Here is a 22,663-nt window from a genome sequence, read left to right as displayed (position 1 = left end):
GTCTTGTTGGATGGAATGGCCCCGTCAACGATCCGCGGGGATCGCGCATGAATGCACCCCGCGCCGGAACCTCTCAAATGAACTAACTTCCCTTCTTGGCCACCTTCGTCTCCTGGTAGCGCCTCTGGTTTTCGATCTTGAAACACCCGATGCAACGAGCCCGGCCGCGATAGAAGGCGGACTCGTGCAGAACCTGTCGGCAGGCGGTGCAGCGACGGTGATGTTCGGGCACCTCGGCAGATGGCTCCTTTGGAGGAAACGGCTCCTCAAGCGTTATGATGTCGTCCGTCAATGGTCCCCATACCGGATGATCGGAAGCAATCAGGCCGCTGGCCAACCGGTAGGAGATGATCCGCCCTTTCATGATCTGGATCGAGGTGAACATCCGGGAGAGAATCGCCTTTCGATCTGCTGTGGTCGCCAACGCCTTCCACGCAGTGGAACCACCAGAGAGAACGACGTGGAGGTTGTCCACGGGAACGGGGATCTCTGATAGACCGGCGCTGCTATTCGCGGTCAACGCCTCCCTCTCGGCGGCAATCCGGGCCTTCCGGACCTTCGCTTGAGCCAGGTCAATCACTCCAGCTTCGACCGCATCCAGGAGGCGCTGCTCTCGTCGTTCAAGATCGGCGAGACGCTTCTCCAAACCGGCGACAGAAGAGCGTGGACCCGCGGTACCGGAGCTCTTGCTCTCGGCTTGAGAGAGAACCGCCTTCGCAAACTCCGGATTTTCGAGAAAGGATGCGGCAAATAGTTCGATTACTTCGTCCATCCGTTCCTTCGGAATCATCGCCTGCGTGCATGATGATTGGAGCTTCTTGCGGAACAGGTAGTACTTCGAACGGCACAGATAGTAGCCCCTTGCCTTCACGCCGTCCTTTGTCCGGCGGCTGGAGGTTACGGTGTAAATCCGCTCTCCGCACGAGCAATACAAGAGACCACTGCCGAGGTTGGTGACCTTCCCGTTCGGATTGACGTGGCGTTGGTGCTCGGAAATTTCCCGTATGATTGCCTGAACCCGCTCGAACCGGTCGTCGGACACGGCCTGCTCGTCCATCGGGAACACCCGCACCGAGATCACTTGGTCTTTCGGACGGTCGATCTTGGGCCTGTCTCCCTGGCGGGCACCCGCTCGCGTCCGCTTCCGTTTAGGATCACGCATCTTCAGGTAGTCGCGGATACCTGCGTAGATTCTATTCCGCAGCAGGTTACGGAGGGTTGGCGCGGCGATGCCTACCTGACGCCCGATCTCGCTGTAATTGCGCAATCCCTCCTCGTCCATCAGACGGAAGGCCTCTTTCACCTTCAAGATACTTGGTTCCTCGTAGCGGAAACGACCGGCCGGACGATCGTAGACCACACCGAGCGGCAACGTAATCGGTGAAGACGGGCAGAGGCCTTTCGCTCGCAAGGCGTTTTTCGCTTGGGAGATCCGGGCGAGGGCCGCTCGCCTCTCCCAGCCCGAAACGAGGGCAAGTACGCCCGCTCCGAGGAATCCGCTGTCGCTCGCGAAGTCGTAATGAACCCCGCCTGCATCCACGATTACGTTGTTCTCCTGAAGGACGCCTAGGTAGACGAAGGCACTCAGTGACTCGATCCGAACCAAGCGAGATAGCTCGCTAACAACCACAACATCAATGGATTTGGCGCGTGCCAATTGAAGAAGGTGCTCTCCCTCCGGAGACTCGAAGAACGCCGTTCCGGATACGTCTGAAATCTCCTGGGTCTCGACGACAAGGTAATCCTTGTCCCGCACAATGCGTGAGGTCTCGATGCGCTGGCGTTCAAGACCACCGCGGTCATCAGCCGCCTGATCGGCGGTCGAGACCCGGTGCAAACGCAAGGCACGGAGGCGAGGATGAGCCTGTCCGCCCAATTCTGTGAGAATGGAGAACACGGCGGCTTAGAGGTTGCGGGTGAACGAATCGGCCGCCTTGCGGAACGCAGGGGCCTTCTTTGTCGCTTTCACCTCCTTGGCGGCAAGCTTGAGGGAGGGAAGTGTGCCCTTCGCCAGCAAGTGATCGAACTCGCCCTTCGTGCTCACCCGCTGCCAGGAATTCCAAATCACCGATTCCCCCTGCTCACGGGCGTTGTGAACGCTAATCGCAAACTTCACGGCACGGCGGACCGCCACCTTGGCTCTTTGTTTGAACGCCTCGTCCGCATAATGGCGCGGAAAGAAGGTGGCGAGGATCTCATGCAGCAAAGGAAGGAACTTCTTGTCGGCCAAACGGGCCAGATCGAGGCGCGACTGGTAGTTCAACAATAATGCCCCGAGCGGATGGCCATCCGGATAGCGGTTACGGAGATCGGAAATAGACTCCACCGACAGGCTGGCCAACTGACCAACCGCTCCGTTCGGGCAATGCCCATTCAGAATTGCGGCTTCGGCAATCCATTCCAATACGACGCGAAGACACAATGCGAGGCCTCCAATGGGTCCTCTTTTCAGCCCTGCATTCGTGGGGAGGTTGAATTTGATGTAGAGTTCGGAGCCCTTAGGACCCTCCCTCGTTTGGAGGCAGGGTGAGTTGAGGTCCTGTACAAGTTGCTCGAAGGATGGAGCCCGGCGGGTGGATGATTCTTTGATCACCCTCGTCAAAAGACTTTTGGAGCCCCCACCGAGGGGCTCCTTCAGCGGGTCTAAAAAACCGCCTAATCCATCTTATTTTAGATGGTTATGACCGATTCGTCGGAATTCCCATTTCACGTAGTTGGAATATTGTCCCAAACTGTCAGCCCGGGATTGCCTTCATCGGCCATGCAGTCACCATGGACCGCTCCCAATGATCACCTCCGAGCAACTGCGCGAACGGTTTGGGCGCTTCCTTCCGCCCGACGGGAGCGTTCCTTCCATCCCCGAATTCCTCGCCTCGCTCGCCGCGAATGGGGTGGTCGTTTCCGACTCATCCGCCATCCGCTACATCCGGAAGATGTTCCCGAAGGAGCAATGGCGAAGACCTGGACGCCCGCCAGCTAATGCAGAGTTCAAGCAGGTCACGCCGAGCGAGCTGAGAGCCATCTTGAACAAGACATTCCGTTCCCAGGCGAAAGCATCCGCGTCTTACCCCCACCTCCGCGAAATGGTCTCGCAGTTGGAAGCCATGGGGTATGCCACCTCGAAATCGAGCGTTCAGCGGGCCTGGGCGCAAATCTGCGATGGCAACTGGATGGAACGCAGAAAGCCCGGCCGCCCACGGAAGACAGGACTACCAGCGAATCAGGAAACCGGCGTCCAAATCCATTCCAAGTTTCTTCGCTCAGAATCTGGGCCCTCGCTCGTCACGAAATCGGACTTTGGCCTCGGTCCTGACGCTCGAAGGGAACTCGGCGAGTCGGGCCTCCTTGAGTTTCTTCAGAATCGCAAATACCTCATCCGCCCTGGAGACCGGGATCATCGTCCCAAGCTTAGATCCTTCTTGGAAGGCGCACTACCATGTGTCGTTTATCATAATCGCGATGTCTCGCCGAAAGAAGAGGTGGGTAGCGCTTCCGTCCTCCCATGGACGAAGCCATTCCTGCCCGAAACCGCGAGACTCGTTTGGAGGGTGTCCGGCGTGAGCTGGGGGGATGGGCTAAAAGCCCTGCTGCTTGCACGCACGCTCGGGTGGACCGAAGGGTTCTGGCAGATCGAAGCACCTCTCATCTCGAACCACTTCCTGGTGGTTCCCGCTCCTGATTTGGCCCAGCAAAAGAAAATCACCTTCCGGACCTGGCCGAAAAGCCCTGAGAAACTTGTGGAGGAATTGTGGTCACGGGCCTCTTTTCACAATGGTCCAGATCCTTACGGGATCGTTCTCTGCCCTCCCTCAAGCGTGAAGAACTTCGAACGGTTGTTGAATCCCTCTGCGACCAAATATCTGAAGCGCACAAAGAAAGCGCTCCAGATTCAAACGACCTCAAACGCACGAGTCTTCGAACAAATCGTTTCCTGCATCTTCGCGCAAGGCGGTCCCGTCGGCCGACTCTTTGAAAACGAGACGAAGGATGGCCCTTTCGTCTGGTTCGATGAGCGTGCTACTTAGTTCAGTCGCTGAGTGAAATGGGGCGGTGGATTCTTTCCGCTGATGAAGACACCCATCCTATACGTCGGTCTCGACTCCGAATACGTCCAGGCCCCCGTCACGGAACATTCCTCCCGTCGTGACGATTTCAAGCAGGCCAAAAATGATATCGTATGTTACACAGCATACGCCATTTACGGAACCGCCCGCTGGGAGTTCATCGCCATGATGCCCAAGGGCGAGCGAATGAAATTTCGGGAAATCATCGCAGCGATCCTGACTGAAGGAAAGAAGCAGGGGGCGTTCAAGAAATGGCCCACCGCGATGAATCTCGCCATTCACTGGTCGTTGGCCGACCTGACGGCCCTGGACGACCTCAAGGACTTCCAACACCAGTTCGACTCCCACCGAAAGGGGTTCGTCACCTTCGAGGATGCCTGCAAGCTGGAATACTACGACTCAGGTCGCAACAAGCGCGAAATCGCGATCAATCTCTACGACACCCTGCTTCTGGCTCCCGAAGGCAAGCGGGCCCTTTCGGCCATCGGCGAGCTTCTTGGCATCCCGAAGTTTGAGATCTCGACCGAAGAGCTTGAGAACACCCGCCTGTTCAGCGAGCAGCATCCAGAGCGTTTCCGCGAGTATGCGCTCCGTGACGCCAAGATCGCCGTGGAATACGTTGTGAAGCTGAGGGAAGTACTCGGAGCAATCGTCGACATCGTAACGGTACCCAAAACCCTGTCGTCCGTTGCGGAAACCTTCGCGCTCAGCCACTGGGTGGGAAGCGGAACCGACGTCCTCTCGTTGCTGGGGGTGGTGGAGGACAAATCCGGGAAGAATTCCCAGTGGGTTTCCCACCCCAAGCGCTTCCATTCCGAATCCATTGCAACGGAGTCCTTCCATGGAGGATTTGCTGTGGCTTCCCACTTTGGACCAAGCGGCTTCGGCGAGTGGAAGGACTGGGATTTGAGTTCCGCCTACCTCTCTGCGATGTCGGCGCTGGGAGTTCCCCAATGGAACGATCTGCGACGGGCCTCTTCCGTTGAGGATTTCACTCCGGACGTGCTCGGTGCGGCACTGGTGGAGTTCTCGTTCCCGGAAAGCACGCGGTTTCCGTGCATCCCGGTGCGAGCCCTCGACAACCTGATCTTCCCCCTCCAAGGCCGCGGGTATGCAACAGCACCTGAAATCCACCTGGCACTGCGTCTGGGTGCCCGGATGCGGATCGTGGATGACCTCTCCTACGTCATTCCGATGACGTTCGAGAAGCGGCCGTTCCGGGATCTGGCCACCGTCATCAAGAACAAACGCGCGGCCCTGGAATCAGAGAGGAAGAAAGACACCCTTGAAGATCTCATCTTCAAACTGATCGGCAATTCCATCTACGGGAAGCTATCCCAAGGGCTCCAGAAGAAGCGGGTGTTCAACACCCGCTATGCCGAAATGCGACCCATCCCGCCTTCTGATTTATCGAACGCTCACTTGGCAGGAGCGATCACCGGTATGATCCGCGCGACCTTGATTGAGATCCTGAACCGGATTCCGCCCCACCGGTCCGTCTTGAGTGCCACGACGGACGGCTTTCTGACCAACGCCAGTGACGAGGAACTCTTCGATGCCGCGAACGGTTGGCTTGGAAACGTCCTGCGGCATGCTGCGGATGCCGACCCCGGCACCGAACCGCCTCCCATCCTCACGCTGAAGCACCAGGTAAAGGAGGCCTTGGTCTGGGCCACCCGTGGCCAGGCAACCCTCGAATACGGAGACAATCCAGATAAGCCCTCGGCAAACGTGATCTTGGCCAAAGGCGGCATTCGCTGCCCGCTTCCGAATGTGATGGAACAAAACGAACATCTCATCCGCCGGTTCCTGGAACGGAATTTCGGCGACAAAACCGAAATCACACAGTTCCGGGGAGTGAGGGAGATTTACGAATCACGTGGAGATCTGGACCTCGGCTTGAAGGAAGTGTGGATCCGCTATCGGATGGACTTCGATTGGAAGCGGACTCCATCGACGTCCGGGACCCGCCCAATCCTGGAGGGGGAGCATCTCTGGTTCGATACCCTTCCTCTCGTGTCGGAGCAGCATTTCCGTGTTCTTCGGGAGGGCTGGGATCGCTTTAGAAAACAGGGAGAACGCACCCTCAAAACCGAGCGCGATCTCGAAGACTTTCTATCCTACCTCAGCATTGTGCCGTCTCGGAACAATCCGGTGCCAGCCGACCCCGATCCGGTCCGGACCGTCATCAAGCGTCTGTTCTTGCGGGCTTACCGTCGGCGAATGTGGGGGCTCGATGGAACTATGTCCAACCGCCCGCTGGCAGCAGCTCTTTCAGAGATTGGTATCGAGACGTCCGCCCACGATGTGGAGAACGCCGGTCGGGAGCGAACCAAGGAGCCCGTTGCCTGCCTCTATCGCACGCCGTATGTCCTCCGTTGGCTTGAACGCATCAAGGAGACGTTTCCGACCTTTGAAATCGATGCGTTGATCGTTGCCGAAGCGCCTTGGAGCTATTCCTCCACGTTACATGCATCGCTGCTTGAAAACTCTAACCCGGACCACGGCTGAGAATCAGTCTAAGTTCTGTATAGCCCAATTATAGCCGCCTGATCCACCCGCGGATCAGGCGGCTCGGACAATCTCTCCCGACAACGAAAGGTCCCGGCGGATCGTGGCGGCCGAGACTCCCAATTGGCGGGCGATGGCATTGCGGGACAGTCCCTTCGCGCGCATCTCGATCACCTTCTCGCGTCGACTCCCCGCGGCGGGCTCAACTTGCTTCGCCTTGGTAACAGCCATCGGAGGCATCGGGGTTGTCGCAGTTCCGAGATTGGCCGCCACCTGCTTCATCAGGCTCTCGAAGGCAAAGAAGAGGAGCAGCGGTGGCATCGCGGCCATCGTCCGCGCAAGCCATCCGCCATTGGCGTGAGCTGCGTTCAGACCCACGGACATCAACGTCACCACAATCACGAGCGCCATATGCCAATGGGAGCGTTCTCCCGAAAGCGATGCCCGTAGCGCCGACAACGAGAATACCATGATGCTGCCATCGATCACCAACGGGAACATCCATGCTTGTTTAGGAGCGGCCGCACCACTGTTGGCCGCAAGATCGCGGAGCGATTCGTAGCTCAGGAAGAATGCCCCGAGCGCCAGCAGCAACACCAGAAGGGCGGACGCCTTGCTGAGCCCCGAAACGATGGCATCGCGGGTATTACGAGGAGTGGCATTACCGTCAATGGGAGAGAATTCCGTCATGCGCCTATTGAAACATGGCGTGCAATTATCCCATTCGATTCCTACGGCACCTCTAGTGGCAAAATTGACAGAAATTCGCGCCTGTGTTGGAATTGCTATTTGGCACACGAAGCAAAGATTCAAGCCCCTGCGGCAGGCCGCCTTCGCGCTTGTTCATGGATAAGGGTCTCCACCAAGGAGCAGGCGGAAAATGGGAGAGCTGGATTGGATCGGCAGCGCGAGGCCATCGAGCGGGTGGTCGCAGGAAAGGGCTACCAATTGGTGGATTCGGTCGAACTCGTGGATGTATCAGGAACCGCTGTTCTTCACGCTCCGGAAACCATCGCTCTGCTTGAGCGAATCGCGCGTCGCGAGATCGACGTGATCGTGGCCTCGGAAATGAGCCGCATCATCAGGCCGGATGACCTTTCGACGTTCAGCTTTCTGGAAGCGTGCAAACGCAACGGCGTGATTCTCGACTGTGGTGGAACTCTCCACGACTTCGCCTCTCCTGAAGGCTATCTGGCTGGGGGCATCCAAGCTTTGCTCGGAGGGCACGAGCGCATGCAGATGCTTCGCAAGATGATGGCATCCAAGGAGAAGCGCCGCGCGAACGGGAAGCATCCCGGATCTTGGATTACGCTGCCACTGGGCATCGGCTATGATCGCAAGAAGGACAAATACATTTTCACCCCTGAATTGGGCCGCATCATCGAGGCGTTCCGCCTCATGGACGAAGACAGAATCCGCAGCCTGGCCGAAGTGGGGCGTCGCGCCAATATCCACCCGGCGAGCGTTCGCACGCTGCTATCCAACCCGGTCTACAAGGGCGTCCGCGTTTATGACAAAATGGCGGATCCGACCCGCAAGATTGAAAAAGCTCATGGCAGACAGGGTTACCGCCCCAAAATCGCAAGGCCCAAAGAGCGGGTCATCCGGGTGCGGATTTTCGAAGCCGAAGATCAGCCGGTTTCGGACGAACGCTGGGAACGTGTGCAACGCATATTGGAATCCACGCTTCGGAACCACGAGGTCTTCGTTTCGGAGAGAGTGGTCGGCAATCTGGCAACCGGTGTGGCCCACTGTGGGTTCTGCGGTCTGAGGATGTATGCCAAGACGCTCCTCAAGACCCGTGCGGATGGCAGCAGATCGAGAGGCTACTATATCTGCCGCAGTCATCACGAGACGATGACCAACCGTCCCGGCAATTTCCGCTGCGCCCAGTCCTGGAATCGCAAGGAGGTAATCGACGAGCTCTTCACGGAGTTCGTGGAGAAATTCCTGGCGGATCCGGAATTCACATCGTCCGTCCTCCGGCAGGCCAGGGCAAAGCAGGGTGAAAAGATCGTCTCCATATCGGTTGGAGAACCGATTCAGGCCAAGCTCGACGAACTGGCCAAGCGGGACGAGAGGATATTGGCCGCACTGGAGGCTGGCGCCCTGGCCATCGGTGAAGCAAAGCAACGGCGCGAACGCATTGCCGAGGAACGGGCCACTCTCCTGAAATCCATTGGAGGCTCCTCTCATCCCGGTAGGGCGGTAGAACAGGAGAGCGGCCCGTGGTCGCTTCTTGAAGATCGCGGGAAGTGGATGGCTTCCGCCTCGGTCAGGGAAAGGAAGGCTTTCATCGCCCGCCTCTTCTCGGAGATCTACCTGCGGGGGGATTCCGTGAGCGCTTTCAGGCTTGCCCCCACCCTGGTGGCTTCGAACGATCCGGTCTGGGGGTTCGCCGCGACGTTTCCCGTTGCCCTTGACCCTCCTTTCCGCCTGCCGTCCGGAGATCCATCGGCAGCAGAGTTGCCAGCCGGGCATCGTTTCTGTCGTGGATGCAACCAAGCCAAGCCGGAGAGCGGTTTCTACGATCCCAAGCGCTCACGCTGCAAGGAGTGCTCCCGCGAGGCCTGTCGGCAGCGTCATCGGAAATCGCGCGGAAAGTGATCCGCGTGGGCCCGTCGCTTCGTCGGAGGCTGTCATTTGATCATCCCGATGAGGAACCAAGACGGTCAAAAATCCATGGCTTTGAGAGGGGTGAGAATTAGACGTCGTACCTCAGGAGGTGATCCCTCGCCTAGTCACTGCTTTGGCCAAGGTACTGAGCCCCCCGTCCTTGGACGCCAAGCACCTCCTGGATCTAAAACTTGGACCTGAAAACCGATTCTTTCCGTGTTAGGGAAGGGAAGTGACTACTCCCGACTGCCCAGACGCCCCCCAGCCAACGCCGGATCACGGTATCAGCGAAAAGGACATCCTCGAGCAGGAGATTTTCGAACTGGTCTCGCCGGATCATTCGTTCCTCTCTGGTCCACGCTCGCGTCTGCATGATTTTGGCACGCTGTTCCGGGTCAGTCTGGATTTCCTGCGGGCGTTCCGCGTGCTGCATTTCGTCGGGCCTTGCGTCACCATCTTCGGCTCGGCGCGCACGAAGCCGGGCACCACTTACTATGAACTCGCGCGCAGGATGGGAGAGGCCTGCGCCAAGCTTGGCTTTACGGTGATGACCGGGGGCGGCTCCGGCATCATGGAAGCCGCGAACCGCGGAGCCTTCGAGGCGGGCGGGCGTTCGATCGGAGTGAACATCGAGCTGCCCTTCGAGCAACATCTCAATCCGTACGTGCAGAAATCCTTCACCATGCGCTATTTCTTCACGCGCAAAACCGTCCTCATTAAATACTCCTACGCTTTCATCGTTCTACCCGGCGGAGCGGGCACGCTCGATGAGATGTTCGAGACGATGACGCTGATCCAGACCGGCAAGCTGCGGAACTTTCCCGTCATACTCATGGGAAAAGACTACTGGCAGCCGCTGGTGGACTTCCTCTACAAGATGGCGGAGGAAGGAACGGTCAGCCCGCAGGACCCGGACATCGTATTCTTCACTGATGACGTTGAGGAAGCAGTGGCGGAGCTTCAGCGTCATGCCGTCCGACAGTTCGGGCTGCGCCGCCGACGCTTGCCGAAACCGAGTCCATTGCTGGATGAGGAATCCCTCAAACGCTGAAAATATGCAATCTCGATGAGAAACCGTTCACCTCGATCACGGCCTGGCGTCCCTGAATCGAAACCGGCCATGAGCTTGCCGGAGTGAATTGAAGCACTGCCCGGCTCTAACCGAGCTACGCCCGAAGTTCTGCGGCTGAAGCTCCGCTGCCTTTCCGAAGGAGGCTGAAGCATGCGCGAGATGCGCCGCGACCGTTATCTTTTCGCAGGCCCAACGGTTCCGCCAGGGAGGTAGACCATGTCGAATGAGGCTTGGCGCTGGTTGGGGCGGCCGTTTACCACTCCGGCTATCCAGCGGGTGATGTTGGCGATATGCTCTTTTGTGGGATTTTCGCAGCACGCAAGGGAAGGCAAGCGTAAGCGGAAGACTGGATCCGTGGTCAGACAAATCACCGATACATCCCTTGGCACCTGCAAACCGCGACGTGCAAGGAAGGAAAGCACGGCGGTGGTGTACATGGAATTGCCGACCAGCAGGGCCGTGGGAGGAGTAACGTGGAATAATGAATCCAGACAATGTTCCAGACTTGCGGGTGTTTCGTCGAAATGGGGCAAGTGGTAATCGGAGGCGGGGATTCCGTAAGATGTCAGAAGTGTCAGGTATTTCTGGAAGGAGGGGAGGGGCACCGGCTTGCGGAGAATCGTTGGAATCAGCATGGAGATCCGTTTGTGGCCTCCGTCCACGAGCTGTTTCACCGCGGACTCGAGAGCGGGAGCTGCGATTGACACGCTGGCTGCGATTGGCAGACCGTGAAAGCGTCCGCCGTAAGCATAAACCGGAACCTGCTGGGCACTGAACCACTCCAGCACAATGCGGGAAGCAACAAAGACAATCCACGCGTCCGCATCGGCGCTTTTTACCAGGCGGGAGATTCTTGTCAGGTTGTCATTCAGTTCAGCGAGGCTGTGTTTGCCTACGATGCAGGAGTGTCCCGCCATTTCGATCGCATGCCGGATGCTCAACAAGACCTTGATCGTGTCTGCATCGTCGCCCTCGAGAGGCTCATAAAGCAGGATTCCGATGCGGAGGGGACGACCACTCGCTCCCTTGCTCCGTCTTTCCACGATCCGTCTCCTTCGTCCGACTCCGCAATTTTCAACCCAGCCCTCCTGCTCCAACAATAGCAATGCCGAGCGAACGATCTGTTTGGAAACCATCAGTTCATCCGCAAGTTGCAGCACTCCCGGCAGGGCTCCTGCCCAACGCCCCGTCTGAAAGCCCTCGCGGAGATGCGCGGCGGTTTGTTCGACCAATGGCAGGCGGAGGAGTGGGCGAGACATTCCGACGAGTTGTCCGAAATCCGGCCTAGTGTCAAAAATAAAGGATACTTCAAACGGATGCGCTGTTTTCTTCGGAGGGGATCACGAAGCGTCTGGAGTGAATTGAGGTGCGGCCATTCTCCATATGGGCCGGAGTCTTTCGATCGAAGTGTTCTTTAGGTGAGGCAGAAGCCGGGTGGGAAAACCGCGCAGTAAAAAACATGAACGATTCGATTTTGGCAGGGACCCGTAAGGGATTCTCCACTGTATCTGGGCAAATTCCCGGCCTGGTTAAAAAATAAAACTGCCTTGAGATCGCGCGCATCCACGCCCCTGAGTGACGAGCGAATCAGCAACAGAGATTCAGATTTGAACCTGAAGGGGAAAAACCACCCCTGCATCCATCACCGCGCATTCCAGCTCGATCATTGCTCCATCTACCCCATGAAACTCGGGAAATCCCATCTCTTCCTCCTCCTCGCGACCGCCTCGTCCGTTTCCTTCGTGCACGCCCTTACCTGGGACCCCTCCAACGTGCCTGCTGCACCTGTCGGAGGTGCTGGAACCTGGGACGCCGCGGCCACCGGCAATTGGTCCAACGGCACCGTTGACAGCACCTGGGGGAATTCGCCCACGGCTGTCGCGACCTTCACCGGCAGCCTCGGTGGCGCTGTCACGGTGGGCACCGGGGGCGTCAGCGTAAACGCCTTCAATTTCACCAACACGGTCAACTCTTACGCTATCAGCGGAGCCCCCATCACACTCATCGGCACCACGCCGACCATCACGACGACCGGGACGGGCAATGTCCGCTCCATCACCGTCCCCAATGCCACCATCGGCAGCAGCATCACGGGTGCCACGCTGAGCGTTACTGGCACCGGCGTCGTCGGTCTTTCCAGCTCCACCATCACCGGGGCCCTCACCATCGGTAATACCAGTGCCCTGATCCTGACCGGCACGAATACCGCGGGTTCCGTGGCAGTGGGTACCAACGTCCTGGCCATCGGCAGCAACACCGCTCTTGCTTCCGGTACCGCCATCACCGCGGGCTCCGGCAGCTTCGTTCTTCTGGCGAATGGTGTTTCCACTCAGGCGAACCTCACTGCTAGTGGCGGGACCTGTAATCTTCAGCTTGGCAACGGAGCCGACTGGAAGGGGAACCTCACCCACTCCTCCGCCAACGATCTCACGGTCAACTCCAATGCCACCGGCGCGACGATCTCGGGAAATATTACCATGTCAGCAGGCGGGCGGCTCTTTTTCCGCAATGACCAGGGAGTAAATCCTTCGGCACTATACAATACGACGACTTCGGGCACGGGTACCATCACCGTCACCGGCACCATCGCCGGCACCATGACCGTCAACGCCGGCACCACGGCCAATACGACCACGGTTACCCTGACCGGCGCCAACACCTATACCGGCGCGACGACGGTCGGCAATGGCTCGGTCATCGTCAATTCGATCAAGAATGTCGGCGGCGGGGCCAGTGCCCTCGGTGCGCCGACCACGCTTGCCGCCGGAACCATCGGGCTCGGGTCGGGCGGCACCAGCGGCACGCTCAAGTATATCGGCTCCGGCAATACGACCGACCGGGTCGTCAATCTCTCCGGCACCACCGGTGCCGGGATCCTCGACCAGTCCGGCACGGGCTTGCTGAAGTTCACAAGCGCCTTCACCGCCACTGGCGCGGGCATCAAGACGCTCACCTTGCAGGGATCGACGATCGGCTCCGGCGAGATCGCAGGTGCCATCGTGGATAACTCCGGCACGAACAAAACCTCCGTGACCAAGGCCGGAACCGGCACCTGGACGCTCTCCGGCGCCGATACTTACACGGGTGCCACCACGATCAACGCCGGTACGCTCAACGTCGCGGGCAGCCTGACCTCCACGGTCACAGTGAATACAGGTGGCACGCTTGGAGGTAGCGGCTCCACGAATGGATTGGTGACCCTCAATAGCGGATCCTCGATCTCCGGCGGAGCTGGCACCGGGGTCGGCATTGCAGCGACCAATGCCTTCAGGACATCCTCCACTCTGACGACAGCCGCCACGGTTGCCATCATCGGGTCGGACGGCGCGAGCGCAATCGGTACGCACAGCATCGACGCCATCCAATATACGGGCACGGATCCTCTCGTCGGAAATTTCAGCACCGCCAGCTACCACAGTGGCGCGACGGTGACGACAGGGGTGCCCGCGGGGGGCGCGAATAAAAAAGTCACGCTCGACTACACCAGCGCGCAGCGCACTTGGAATTCCGCCAGCGGCTCATGGGATACCATGGTCACCGCCAACTGGCAGGAAGGGGATCAGAAGTTCGGTTTCGGAGACGTGGTGACTTTCGATGACACGGGCGTGGGCGGCGGCTCCGCCCGCTCGGTCATCTTGAATTCGATAGCCACCCCGGGCAGCGTCACCTTCAATAACACCACCGGGAACTACTCCATTTCCGGCACAGGTGCCATCGCCGGGACTACTGGCCTGACGAAGTCCGGCGCAGGGATGGTCACGCTTGGCACGGCCAATACTTTCAGCGGCCAGACCGACCTCGCCGCCGGCCCGCTCAACCTCTCCAATACGGCCGCGCTCCTGAACAGCACGCTCAACAATACGGGTGGAATGATCGTCTTCGACAGCTCGGTTGCCTCGAACGCTTTCACTTTCGGCGGTCTCATCGGCTCACAAGGCATAGCGCTGCAAAACAACGCCGGCTCCCCGGCGGCCATCGCGCTCTCGATTGGCAATAACAATGCCAGCATGGCCTACTCAGGTGCTCTCACCGGCTCCGGTTCGCTGACCAAGACGGGTTCCGGCTCGCTCACGCTCACAGGCACGAGCAGCTACACGGGCAAGACCTTCCTCAACGGCGGCATCACGCAGATTTCCGCCGACAATAACTTCGGCACGGTGCCCGGATCCGCAGTCTCCGATCAACTGACGTTCGGTGGAGGCACGCTCCAATTTGCCGCCCCTGTCACCTTGACCGCCAACCGCGGCATCAAGCTCAACAGCGGCACCACCTTTGACACGAACGGCAATGCCGTGACGGCCAGCGGCATCATCTCTGGTGGCGGCTCCTTGACGAAGGCGGGCGTCGGCACGCTGACGCTCACCGGTGCGAACACTTACTCGGGTGCGACGACGGTCGCTGCGGGTACCTTGGAAGTGGGTGCGAAGTCGGCCAATGACACGGCTTACACCGTTGCCCAGGGAGCCACGCTCAAGTATGGCTACGACACCGTCGCCGCTTACAATGGCAATCCTGCCATAACCATTAACGGCAATGGGGCTGGCGATCCCTCCGGACTTTATATCTTGGCCGGGAAAACCCTGTATACGGGTTATACGGGCGGAACTCTGAATATCGTAGGCGCTCCAACCACAATCCGTGCCTATGGCGCTGGCATTGGGAATTTGTCGCCGGCATTGTACACCGGGGGGAATTTCGGGACTCCGTGGCACATTGAAGCCGCCGCTTCCGGCTCAGTCATCGATCCCAGCGTCAACATTGTATTTAATAATTATATTTATGGCGGTCTATATATCCAGACGGATGCCGGGGGCAATACGGCTGCCGGTGATTTGACGATCAATGGGGCGTTGACGGGGAACTTTACCAGTATTCTCCAGGACAATACGCTCTATAAAATCGGGACCGGCTCGTTGAAGCTCACAGGAGCCAATACATTCAACTTGGCCGGCAGCACCGCTGTAAATGTTCAGAATGGGGTCCTAATCCTGTCGGGGGGGGACAACCGGTTGCCTGCGGCGACTCAGATCACATTGGGCACTGGCAGCACCAGCGGCACGCTGATCCTGGGTGATGGCACCGGCAGCGTGAGTCAGACCGTTACGAATCTGCTGGTCAGTGGCACTGGCACTAGTAACGCGGTGAAGGGTGGCAATGCCACGCCCTCCACGCTGACCGTCAATAACTCCATCGACAGCGCCTTTGCCGGCGTGCTCGGTGGAGCGGGCACCAACGAGAACAAGCTGGCCTTGGTTAAATCCGGTGCCGGCAAGTTGACCCTTTCCGGGGCCAACACCTATACCGGTGATACCACCGTGAACGCGGGCACGTTGTCCTTGTCCACGCCTTACTTGGCTGACGCATCGAAGGTGAATCTCGCCAGCTCCGGTGCGAAGCTGGACCTGAATTATGTGGGTTCCGACACGGTGGATCAGCTCATCATCGGCGGCGTCGCGCAACCGACGGGTACCTGGGGCTCCAGTGCTTCATCGGCCACCCACATCGATGACAGCCACTTCTCCGGCACCGGTACTCTGACCGTGACGACCGGAGCTGCAAGCGCCTACGACGCGTGGGCGACGGCCCGCGGTCTGACCGTGGCGAACAACGCAAAGGACCAGGATCCCGATGGCGATGGCATGAACAACCTCCGCGAATTCGCCTTCGATGGCAATCCGCTGTCTGGAGCTTCCGGTGGCAAGACGTTGGTCCGCATCGCCACGGTGGGGGGCGAGCAGGTGGTGGTCCTTACCTTGCCAGTGCGATCAACCGCGATCTTCCCTGCAGCCGGCAATATCGGTGAGCTGGTCTCCTCGGTGACGGAAGGCATCACCTATCACATCCAGAGCGGTGTGGACCTCGCCACCTTTCCGCTCAACGTCGACGAGGTGACCGGGCCGGACATCGGCACGCTGCACAGCAATCTGCCTCCACTTACCGGCGGCTGGAGCTACCGTTCCTTCTACGTCCCGGGCTCGGACCCGACGTTGAATGCGAAGGTCTTCATCCGAGCGAAAATCACGGAGTAAGCCCGGCCGTTATTTGCCAGGGGGCACGCAATGCAGACCCGTTCCTTTTGGGGGCGGGCCCTTGGGTCAGGTTTGATCTCAGCGAAATAGAGGTGGGTGACTGGATGCCGTCATCCAGCGGGATGGCCGCGAGTTGTTTTGTGAAAAGGAATTTCCGGGGTACATGCAATGAACCAGGGCGATCGGACAGAGGTGTCCGATCGCCCTGCCTCCTCTCTGGCTGGCGGGATGGAAGGTTCAACGGTCCCCGAGCTGGGCAATATTCCGGTCTAGTTGGAAAATAAATGAACCTTGAGGCGGCGCCCCGTTCCATACTGTCTCAGGGATCTAGTTTAGTAACTGGTGCGTCCCAATTCTCACTTCTGGACCGTGCGTGACCGCTGAACCTCACCTGGATCTGCCTTCTTCGGTGCGTCAGGAGTCTTCTGTGAGGAGGGAACCGCGCGGGAAAGCCACCCGGTCAAAGCATGACCCGTTGGATGGACCGGATCGCCGACAGCGTGCAGTAGTCGAATGAGGCTACGGCCGCAGATGGAGGGTGCTTCTTTGAGAATTTGAAAAACCGAGCATGAAAAAGAACCGAATTCCAGAAATCGCTCTCTGCGCGTTGTTACTTTTGGCAGGGATCTCTCCGCTGGCCCGTGCGGAGTATTATCACTTTTATGGTCCGGGTGGATCGAGTCTCAGCGGCTCCGACATCATTTATCAGGAAACCCGCTACCCGGTTTGGCCGGGGGGCACCTACAATGCCCGTTGGTACCCCACCATCGCCGGTGCCACGACCAGCACCAACTTCTACAGTGGCACGGCGTGGAGTGGAAATTGGAACGCCGGCGTCAACACGACCAACAGCTATCTCCAGACTTTCTGGGCGATTTCGAATCCCGTGCACCCCGGGGATGCGACCGTGCCGGAGTGGTGGAATCCGGACATGCGTGACGTGCCTTCCGTGGGGGAGGGCGCTTCCGGAAAGGTGGACGGCAAGTGGCCGATGGCCTCCGGCACGTGGTATCCGACGGCTATCCGTATTTGGCAACCTACTGACAATCCCACGAACATTTCGAAGTGCGGCCAGTGGATCAAAGATGGTGTGACCGAGAGATGGCGCCATTTCGCGACCTTCCGCATGCCCTTCCTGGCCACGCGCTTTACCTCGGACCAGGGCTTTATCGAGGCTACCGGAACACCCGGTCCGCGGCGGGTGGATTTCCGGAATTACTACTTCCGCAAGAGCGGCGCATGGACTCCGGGAGTCACCTTCAAAGCGGAAGTCAATGGAGCCCCCGAAGGAGGAACGGTGGGTCTGATGGACGGCGGCAGCGCGATTTATTTCGAAACCAGCAACCAGACCAGCTATGTGGGAAACATGGTGCCGGGCGACAATTTCTACACGTTGTCAATGCCCGCGACGCCGACATTCGATCCGGCGGTGATCAACTCCGTCACTGCCACGGCCACCTCCAGCCAGCTCGATGTGAAGTGGGCGATGACCACCCTGAGTTCGCCGCAGTTCTCCTACAAGATCGAGGTCTTCCCCACCACCAACACCTCCGGGACACCCGCGTTGACGGTGACGAAGATCGACCCGGACGCGACCGAGGTATTGATCCCCATCACCGGTCTGCCGACACCGACGGTGAAGGTGACGATTACGGATGTCTTCGACCAGCTTTCGGCACCCGTGACCGTGACCGCGTCGTCAGCCGTCCTCACGAATGCCAGCACGCCCTCCGGGACGGTGGCCGGTCTAGGATACAAGTATTATGAAGGCAGCTGGACCACGATACCCACCTTCAATGCCGCGTTGGATTCGTCCAATCTGGTGCAGAGTGGTGCCGTGAACAACGTGGATATTACCGTCCACCGCGGGACCCTGAGATACGCCTGTCAGTACAAGGGCTACCTCAGCATCCCTTCGGACGGCTTGTGGTCGTTCGCGTTGAAGTCCTCGGACGGCAGCAGGCTCATCATCGACGGCTCCATAGTGATTGATAGCGATGGAGTCCACGGCGCTGGCTTCGAAGTCCCAGGAACCGCCGCTTTAAAGGCAGGCAAGCATGCGGTGGAATTGCAGTACTTGCGGTGCGACTCGACTGATCCAGGCCACAAGGAGGAAAATTTCCTTCAGCTCACCTGGGAGGGACCTGGGGTGGTAAAAAGTGTCATCCCGGAGACCGCGTGGTCGCGCGTGCCCGCGGCTGGCGAGCCGGTGGTGGCTCTGACCGCCCCAACCAACGGTGCCACCGTGATGGCCGACGCGGCGGCTTTGACCGCCACCGTCACGCCCAACGGCCAGCCACTGCAATCAGTGCGCTTTTACAACCAAGACACGTGCTGGGGGGCGGGTTACACCTCCACGGTTTCAGGGGCGAATCGGGTCTTAACCTCCTCCGAGTTGCTTGGCGTGGGCGCGAACCATCTGAAGGCCCGTCTCGTCTATGGCTCCAGCGGCCAATACACCCTCGATTCACCTCCGGTGGACATCATGGTCGCCCAGCCTTCGGTCTCCCCGTGGCAGTTCTCCGCGATTGGCGGCCATGTTTTTCAGTCCGCCTCCAGCGTGGTGAACAACGTCCACAGCCTGGTAGGGGACAATCTGAACTTCAATTGGCAGCTCATCAGCGGAGATACCACCATTGTCTCCCGCCTGAAGCGTCGTCCCACCACGTCCTGGGTATCGCAGTTCGATGGCTCCAGCTACGACAGCAGTTGGTCGGGCGGCGTCATCTTCCGTCAGGATCTCAACCCGAATCCGGGAAGTGAGATCGGCGGAAAATTCATCACCCTGCTGGCTTCCGCTACGAACGGAATTTACCTGCAGGACCATACCAACCGGAACGGCGGCGGACTCTTCTGGCCCGCTCCGAATCTCCAGAATGCGTCGAACACCTACAACTGGCTGAAGCTCCAGCGGGTGGGCAATGTCTTTAATGCCTACCTGTCCGTGGACGGTGTGACGTGGGATGCGGCGGGATCGCGCGATCTCTCCACTCAGGGCTTCAACAACGCCATGTACGTCGGCGTCTATTCGCTGGCCCGCCCCAGCACGAATACAAATACGAACCGCTGGCAGTTCGATTCGGTGGCGATTGGCGACAATCCCCAGAATACACCGCCACCGTCCGACTATGTGGCCCGCTGGGCGATGAACGAAGGCACCGGAACCGGCGTGGCGGACAGTACGCCGGACCCAATCAATGGCGCGATCCAAAACGCGGCCCCGTGGGTGGCTGGCGTGGCAGGCACCGGAATCAGCCTCAATGGCACCAACCAATCGGTGTTGTTCCCCCCATTGTCGCTGAACACGAATACGGTGACGATCACCGGCTGGGTGAAGCGGAATGGATCACAGGCGCAGTGGTCTGGCATCGCCTTCACGGAGGGTTCCATGGCAAGTGGCATGATGTTCGGTCCTTCGAACCAGCTTCGCTTCACCTGGGAGTCAGGATCGAATGCATCCTCCAACTTCAGCAGCGGGCTCGTTCCTCCGGACGGCACGTGGACTTTCTGCGCGTTGGCCGTGGAGCCCACCAAGGCCACGCTCTACATGAAACCGCAAGGAGGAACTCTAACCTCCGCCGTGTGTAGCGGAACGTTCAACGCTTCTCCCTTCGATGGTGATTTCTACCTCGGCTGGGATACGCTCAGCAGCGGCTACCGCTTCAAGGGCTCACTGGATGACTTCCGCGTCTACCGGCGCACACTGAGCGCCCCGGAGATCACGGCGCTGGCCGCTGGAAGCAGCGTGCCCGCATTCATGGCCAATCCGATCACGGGCATCGGGGCTGGAGAAGACGTGCCCTACTCCGGATCGATCGCCGGCTACTGCACCGATATCGATGGAGAGGATACCCTGACCTACTCGAAGCTCGATGGCCCGTCTTGGCTTGTCGTTTCTCCGAATGGCTCCCTCTCCGGCACTCCCCTCGATGGGGATGTCGGCTTGAACACGTTTACCGTGAAAGTGGCCGATTCGTTGGGGGCGAGCGCCACCGCCACGCTCAAGATCACGGCGACCAACACCAACGACGCGCCTAGCTTCACAGCCAATCCGATCACCGGTGCTGATGCGACGGAGAACATGGCTTACTCCGGGTCGGTCGCCAGTTACGGCGCGGACGTCGATACGGGGGATACTCGGACTTATTCCAAGCTCGCCGGCCCGGGCTGGCTGACGGTCGCGCCCAACGGTGATTTGTCGGGTAAGCCCGGTGCCTCCGATAGTGGTCTCAATGTTTTCACCGTGAAGGTCACCGACGCAGCGGGCGCGAGCGCTACCACCGAACTCGATATCACCGTGGCCCTGCTGAGCCCGAACGGTGTCTGGATCAATGCGGCCGGCGGCTCTTGGCCGACGGCAGCCAACTGGAGTGCGGGGACGGTTCCCTTCGGTACAAACAGGACCGCGGACTTCAGCACGCTGAATCTCACGGCGGACGCCACCGTCACGCTCGATGGAGCCCGCACCATCGGCAACCTGACCTTCGCGGACGCCACGACCGCCAGCAACAACTGGACGCTCAACGCCGGCAGCGGTGGTCCGTTGACGCTAGACGTCACCACGGGGGTGCCGAACATCTCGGTCAACAACCGCACGGCGACGCTCAACGTCGTGCTGGCCGGCACCAAGGGGCTGGCAAAGACCGGTGCCGGCACTCTGGCTCTCGCAGGGGCGAATACCTTCAGTGGGAGCACCATCATTACGCCTGCGGGCGATACGACGGCTGTCATAGCGGCCAACGGTTCGGCTTTCGGCAGCGGTGCCGTGCTGCTGAGCGGGGTCAACAACTTCTCGGCGGGACTGAGCGTGAACACGGGTTTGACTGTTCCGAATTCCCTGACCCTGAAGCCGATCAACACCGGTAGCGGCCGTGCGGTCCTTGGTCTGACCGGTTCCGCGAACTGGAGCGGCAATATCACGGTGGATGGATCCGCTTTTGGTGGTCTTGCGGTGATTACCGCAGGCGGCACCGCGGCCAATCCCAGCACGCTCAGCGGGAACATCGGGCACACCGGCACGAACGCGAACCTCCTCGTCCTCCGCGCCTCGGGAGCCTATGGAAATGTGACAGGGGCAATTTCTTATGGATCCGGTACCGTGCAATTGCTGGATACGACCAACTGGCAATTCAGCAGCACTTCGAACACATGGGGGACGCTCGACATCAGCAATGCCGGGGCGGTCGCTTACGTGGGTGCGACCAATACGCTGTCCCCGGGCGGGATCGTTTCCTCCACCAGCGGTGGCACGTTGCGCCTGAGCAATCAGGCGGCCACCGGCGGCTTTAGCCAGAGCATCGCCGGTCTGAATGGCAGCGTCAAAGTCGGCGTCGCCACCGGCTCGGCCACGCTCACCCTCAACACGTCTTCGGACCAGGCATCGTCGGGCGTGATCTCCGGCGCGGTCAGCCTGGTGAAGAGCGGTGCCGCGACGCAAACCTTGTCCGGTCTCAACACCAATACCGGCACGACCACGGTGAGCGGCGGTACGTTGAACGTTACCGGCTCTCTCGGCAGCGGAGCGGTCACCGTGCAAAGCGGCGGGACGCTTGCCGGCTCCGGCAGCGTGAATGGCGCGATCACCGTGCAGAGCGGTGGTATCCTCGCTCCCGGTAACGCCGCTCCTGGCACCTTTTCACCCAAAGGCAACCTCACCCTCAATGCCGGGGCAATCCTCAATCTGGAACTCGGCACCACTTCGGATAAGATTGCCTTCACCGGCACGACCTTCACCGCGCCAGCATCCGGCACCGTCGTAGTCAATGTGGCCCCGGCGACAGGCTTCGCTCCTGGCACCTATCCGGTGATCACTGGTGCCACTGGCATTACCGCCGCGCGATTCTCAATCGGTTCAGTCCCGGCCGGCTACAGCGCGTCCCTGAGTACCAGCTCCGGCACCCTCTCCGTGGTGGTGATCAGTGGCCAACCCGCCATGGGCAACACCGGCACCCTCGCCGATCTTCAGGACAATGATGGCGATGGTCGCAGCAACCGCCTCGAATATGCCACCGGCACCCAGCCGAATGTGGTCGATTCCGGCTCTGCCGCCACTCTCGGAAAATCGCCCGACGGTACGAAGCTCACACTGACCTTCCACCGCATCTCGGATGCGTCTCTGATCTATACGGTGCAGGGCTCCGACAATCTTGCGGGAGGATGGCAGACGGTCTGGTCCAGCACTGGTGTCACCAACACCGAGGGAGATGTGACTGTGGAAGACATCGTCGCCATCCAGAGCCATCCGAAACGCTTCCTGCGTCTTGTCGTGGGGCCGTGAGCCCGCAACTTCGCTTCGGGAGCGGTCAGATGGTCGCTCCCCTGAGGGCTAGGTCCAACCACGCATTGCCACCGGATTTCAGATGGAGAGCTCC

The 22,663-nt window shown here is 59.6% G+C and carries 10 protein-coding genes; 6 read left to right on the top strand and 4 right to left on the bottom strand.

Annotated elements, in window-relative coordinates; genetic code table 11:
* Positions 1–82: 82 nt before the first annotated feature.
* Both llg_RS05555 and llg_RS05550 read right to left on the bottom strand, forming a co-directional pair.
* Positions 83–1,897 carry a recombinase family protein gene (locus llg_RS05555; protein WP_338288621.1) on the bottom strand — a complete coding sequence of 605 codons (1,815 nt, stop codon included), beginning with the start codon at positions 1,895–1,897 and terminating at the stop codon, positions 83–85.
* A 6-nt stretch (positions 1,898–1,903) separates the two neighbouring features.
* Positions 1,904–2,404: a hypothetical protein gene (locus tag llg_RS05550; protein ID WP_338288619.1), complete on the bottom strand. Its 501-nt coding sequence runs from the start codon at positions 2,402–2,404 to the stop codon at positions 1,904–1,906.
* A 382-nt stretch (positions 2,405–2,786) separates the two neighbouring features.
* Between llg_RS05550 and llg_RS05545 the strand changes: the two genes are divergently transcribed.
* On the top strand, positions 2,787–4,025 hold the full coding sequence (locus llg_RS05545) for a hypothetical protein (protein WP_338288617.1): 1,239 nt from the start codon (positions 2,787–2,789) through the stop codon (positions 4,023–4,025).
* Between the two features lie 42 nt (positions 4,026–4,067).
* Positions 4,068–6,575, top strand: coding sequence for a hypothetical protein (locus llg_RS05540; RefSeq protein WP_338288615.1), 2,508 nt, complete (start codon positions 4,068–4,070; stop codon positions 6,573–6,575).
* Between the two features lie 54 nt (positions 6,576–6,629).
* On the opposite strand, the gene llg_RS05535 is transcribed toward llg_RS05540, so the two are convergent.
* The gene (locus llg_RS05535) at positions 6,630–7,265 is read right to left on the bottom strand and encodes a DUF2637 domain-containing protein (protein WP_338288613.1); all 636 of its coding nucleotides are present in this window, start codon (positions 7,263–7,265) and stop codon (positions 6,630–6,632) included.
* Between the two features lie 99 nt (positions 7,266–7,364).
* On the opposite strand from llg_RS05535, the gene llg_RS05530 reads away from it, so the two are divergent.
* Together llg_RS05530 and llg_RS05525 are read left to right on the top strand one after the other, a co-directional pair.
* Positions 7,365–9,182 (top strand): recombinase family protein, encoded by a 1,818-nt coding sequence (locus tag llg_RS05530; RefSeq protein WP_338288611.1) that lies wholly within the window; start codon positions 7,365–7,367, stop codon positions 9,180–9,182.
* Positions 9,183–9,423: 241 nt separating this feature from the next.
* Positions 9,424–10,242 (top strand): TIGR00730 family Rossman fold protein, encoded by an 819-nt coding sequence (locus llg_RS05525; RefSeq protein ID WP_338288609.1) that lies wholly within the window; start codon positions 9,424–9,426, stop codon positions 10,240–10,242.
* 194 nt (positions 10,243–10,436) lie between these two features.
* Here the strand turns inward: llg_RS05525 and llg_RS05520 are convergent, their stop codons facing one another.
* The gene (locus tag llg_RS05520) at positions 10,437–11,495 is read right to left on the bottom strand and encodes a substrate-binding domain-containing protein (protein WP_338288607.1); all 1,059 of its coding nucleotides are present in this window, start codon (positions 11,493–11,495) and stop codon (positions 10,437–10,439) included.
* A gap of 450 nt (positions 11,496–11,945) precedes the next feature.
* Here llg_RS05520 and llg_RS05515 point away from each other — a divergent pair, with 450 nt between their 5' ends.
* Both llg_RS05515 and llg_RS05510 read left to right on the top strand, forming a co-directional pair.
* Positions 11,946–16,292: an autotransporter-associated beta strand repeat-containing protein gene (locus tag llg_RS05515; protein WP_338288606.1), complete on the top strand. Its 4,347-nt coding sequence runs from the start codon at positions 11,946–11,948 to the stop codon at positions 16,290–16,292.
* 568 nt (positions 16,293–16,860) lie between these two features.
* On the top strand, positions 16,861–22,569 hold the full coding sequence (locus llg_RS05510; protein WP_338288604.1) for a LamG-like jellyroll fold domain-containing protein: 5,709 nt from the start codon (positions 16,861–16,863) through the stop codon (positions 22,567–22,569).
* The last annotated feature ends 94 nt before the right edge of the window (positions 22,570–22,663 follow it).

Source organism: Luteolibacter sp. LG18 (assembly GCF_036322585.1).
Classification (GTDB): Bacteria; Verrucomicrobiota; Verrucomicrobiia; order Verrucomicrobiales; family Akkermansiaceae; genus Luteolibacter.
Note: the sequence above shows the minus strand (reverse complement) of the source record. Positions and strands in the feature narration are given on the sequence as shown.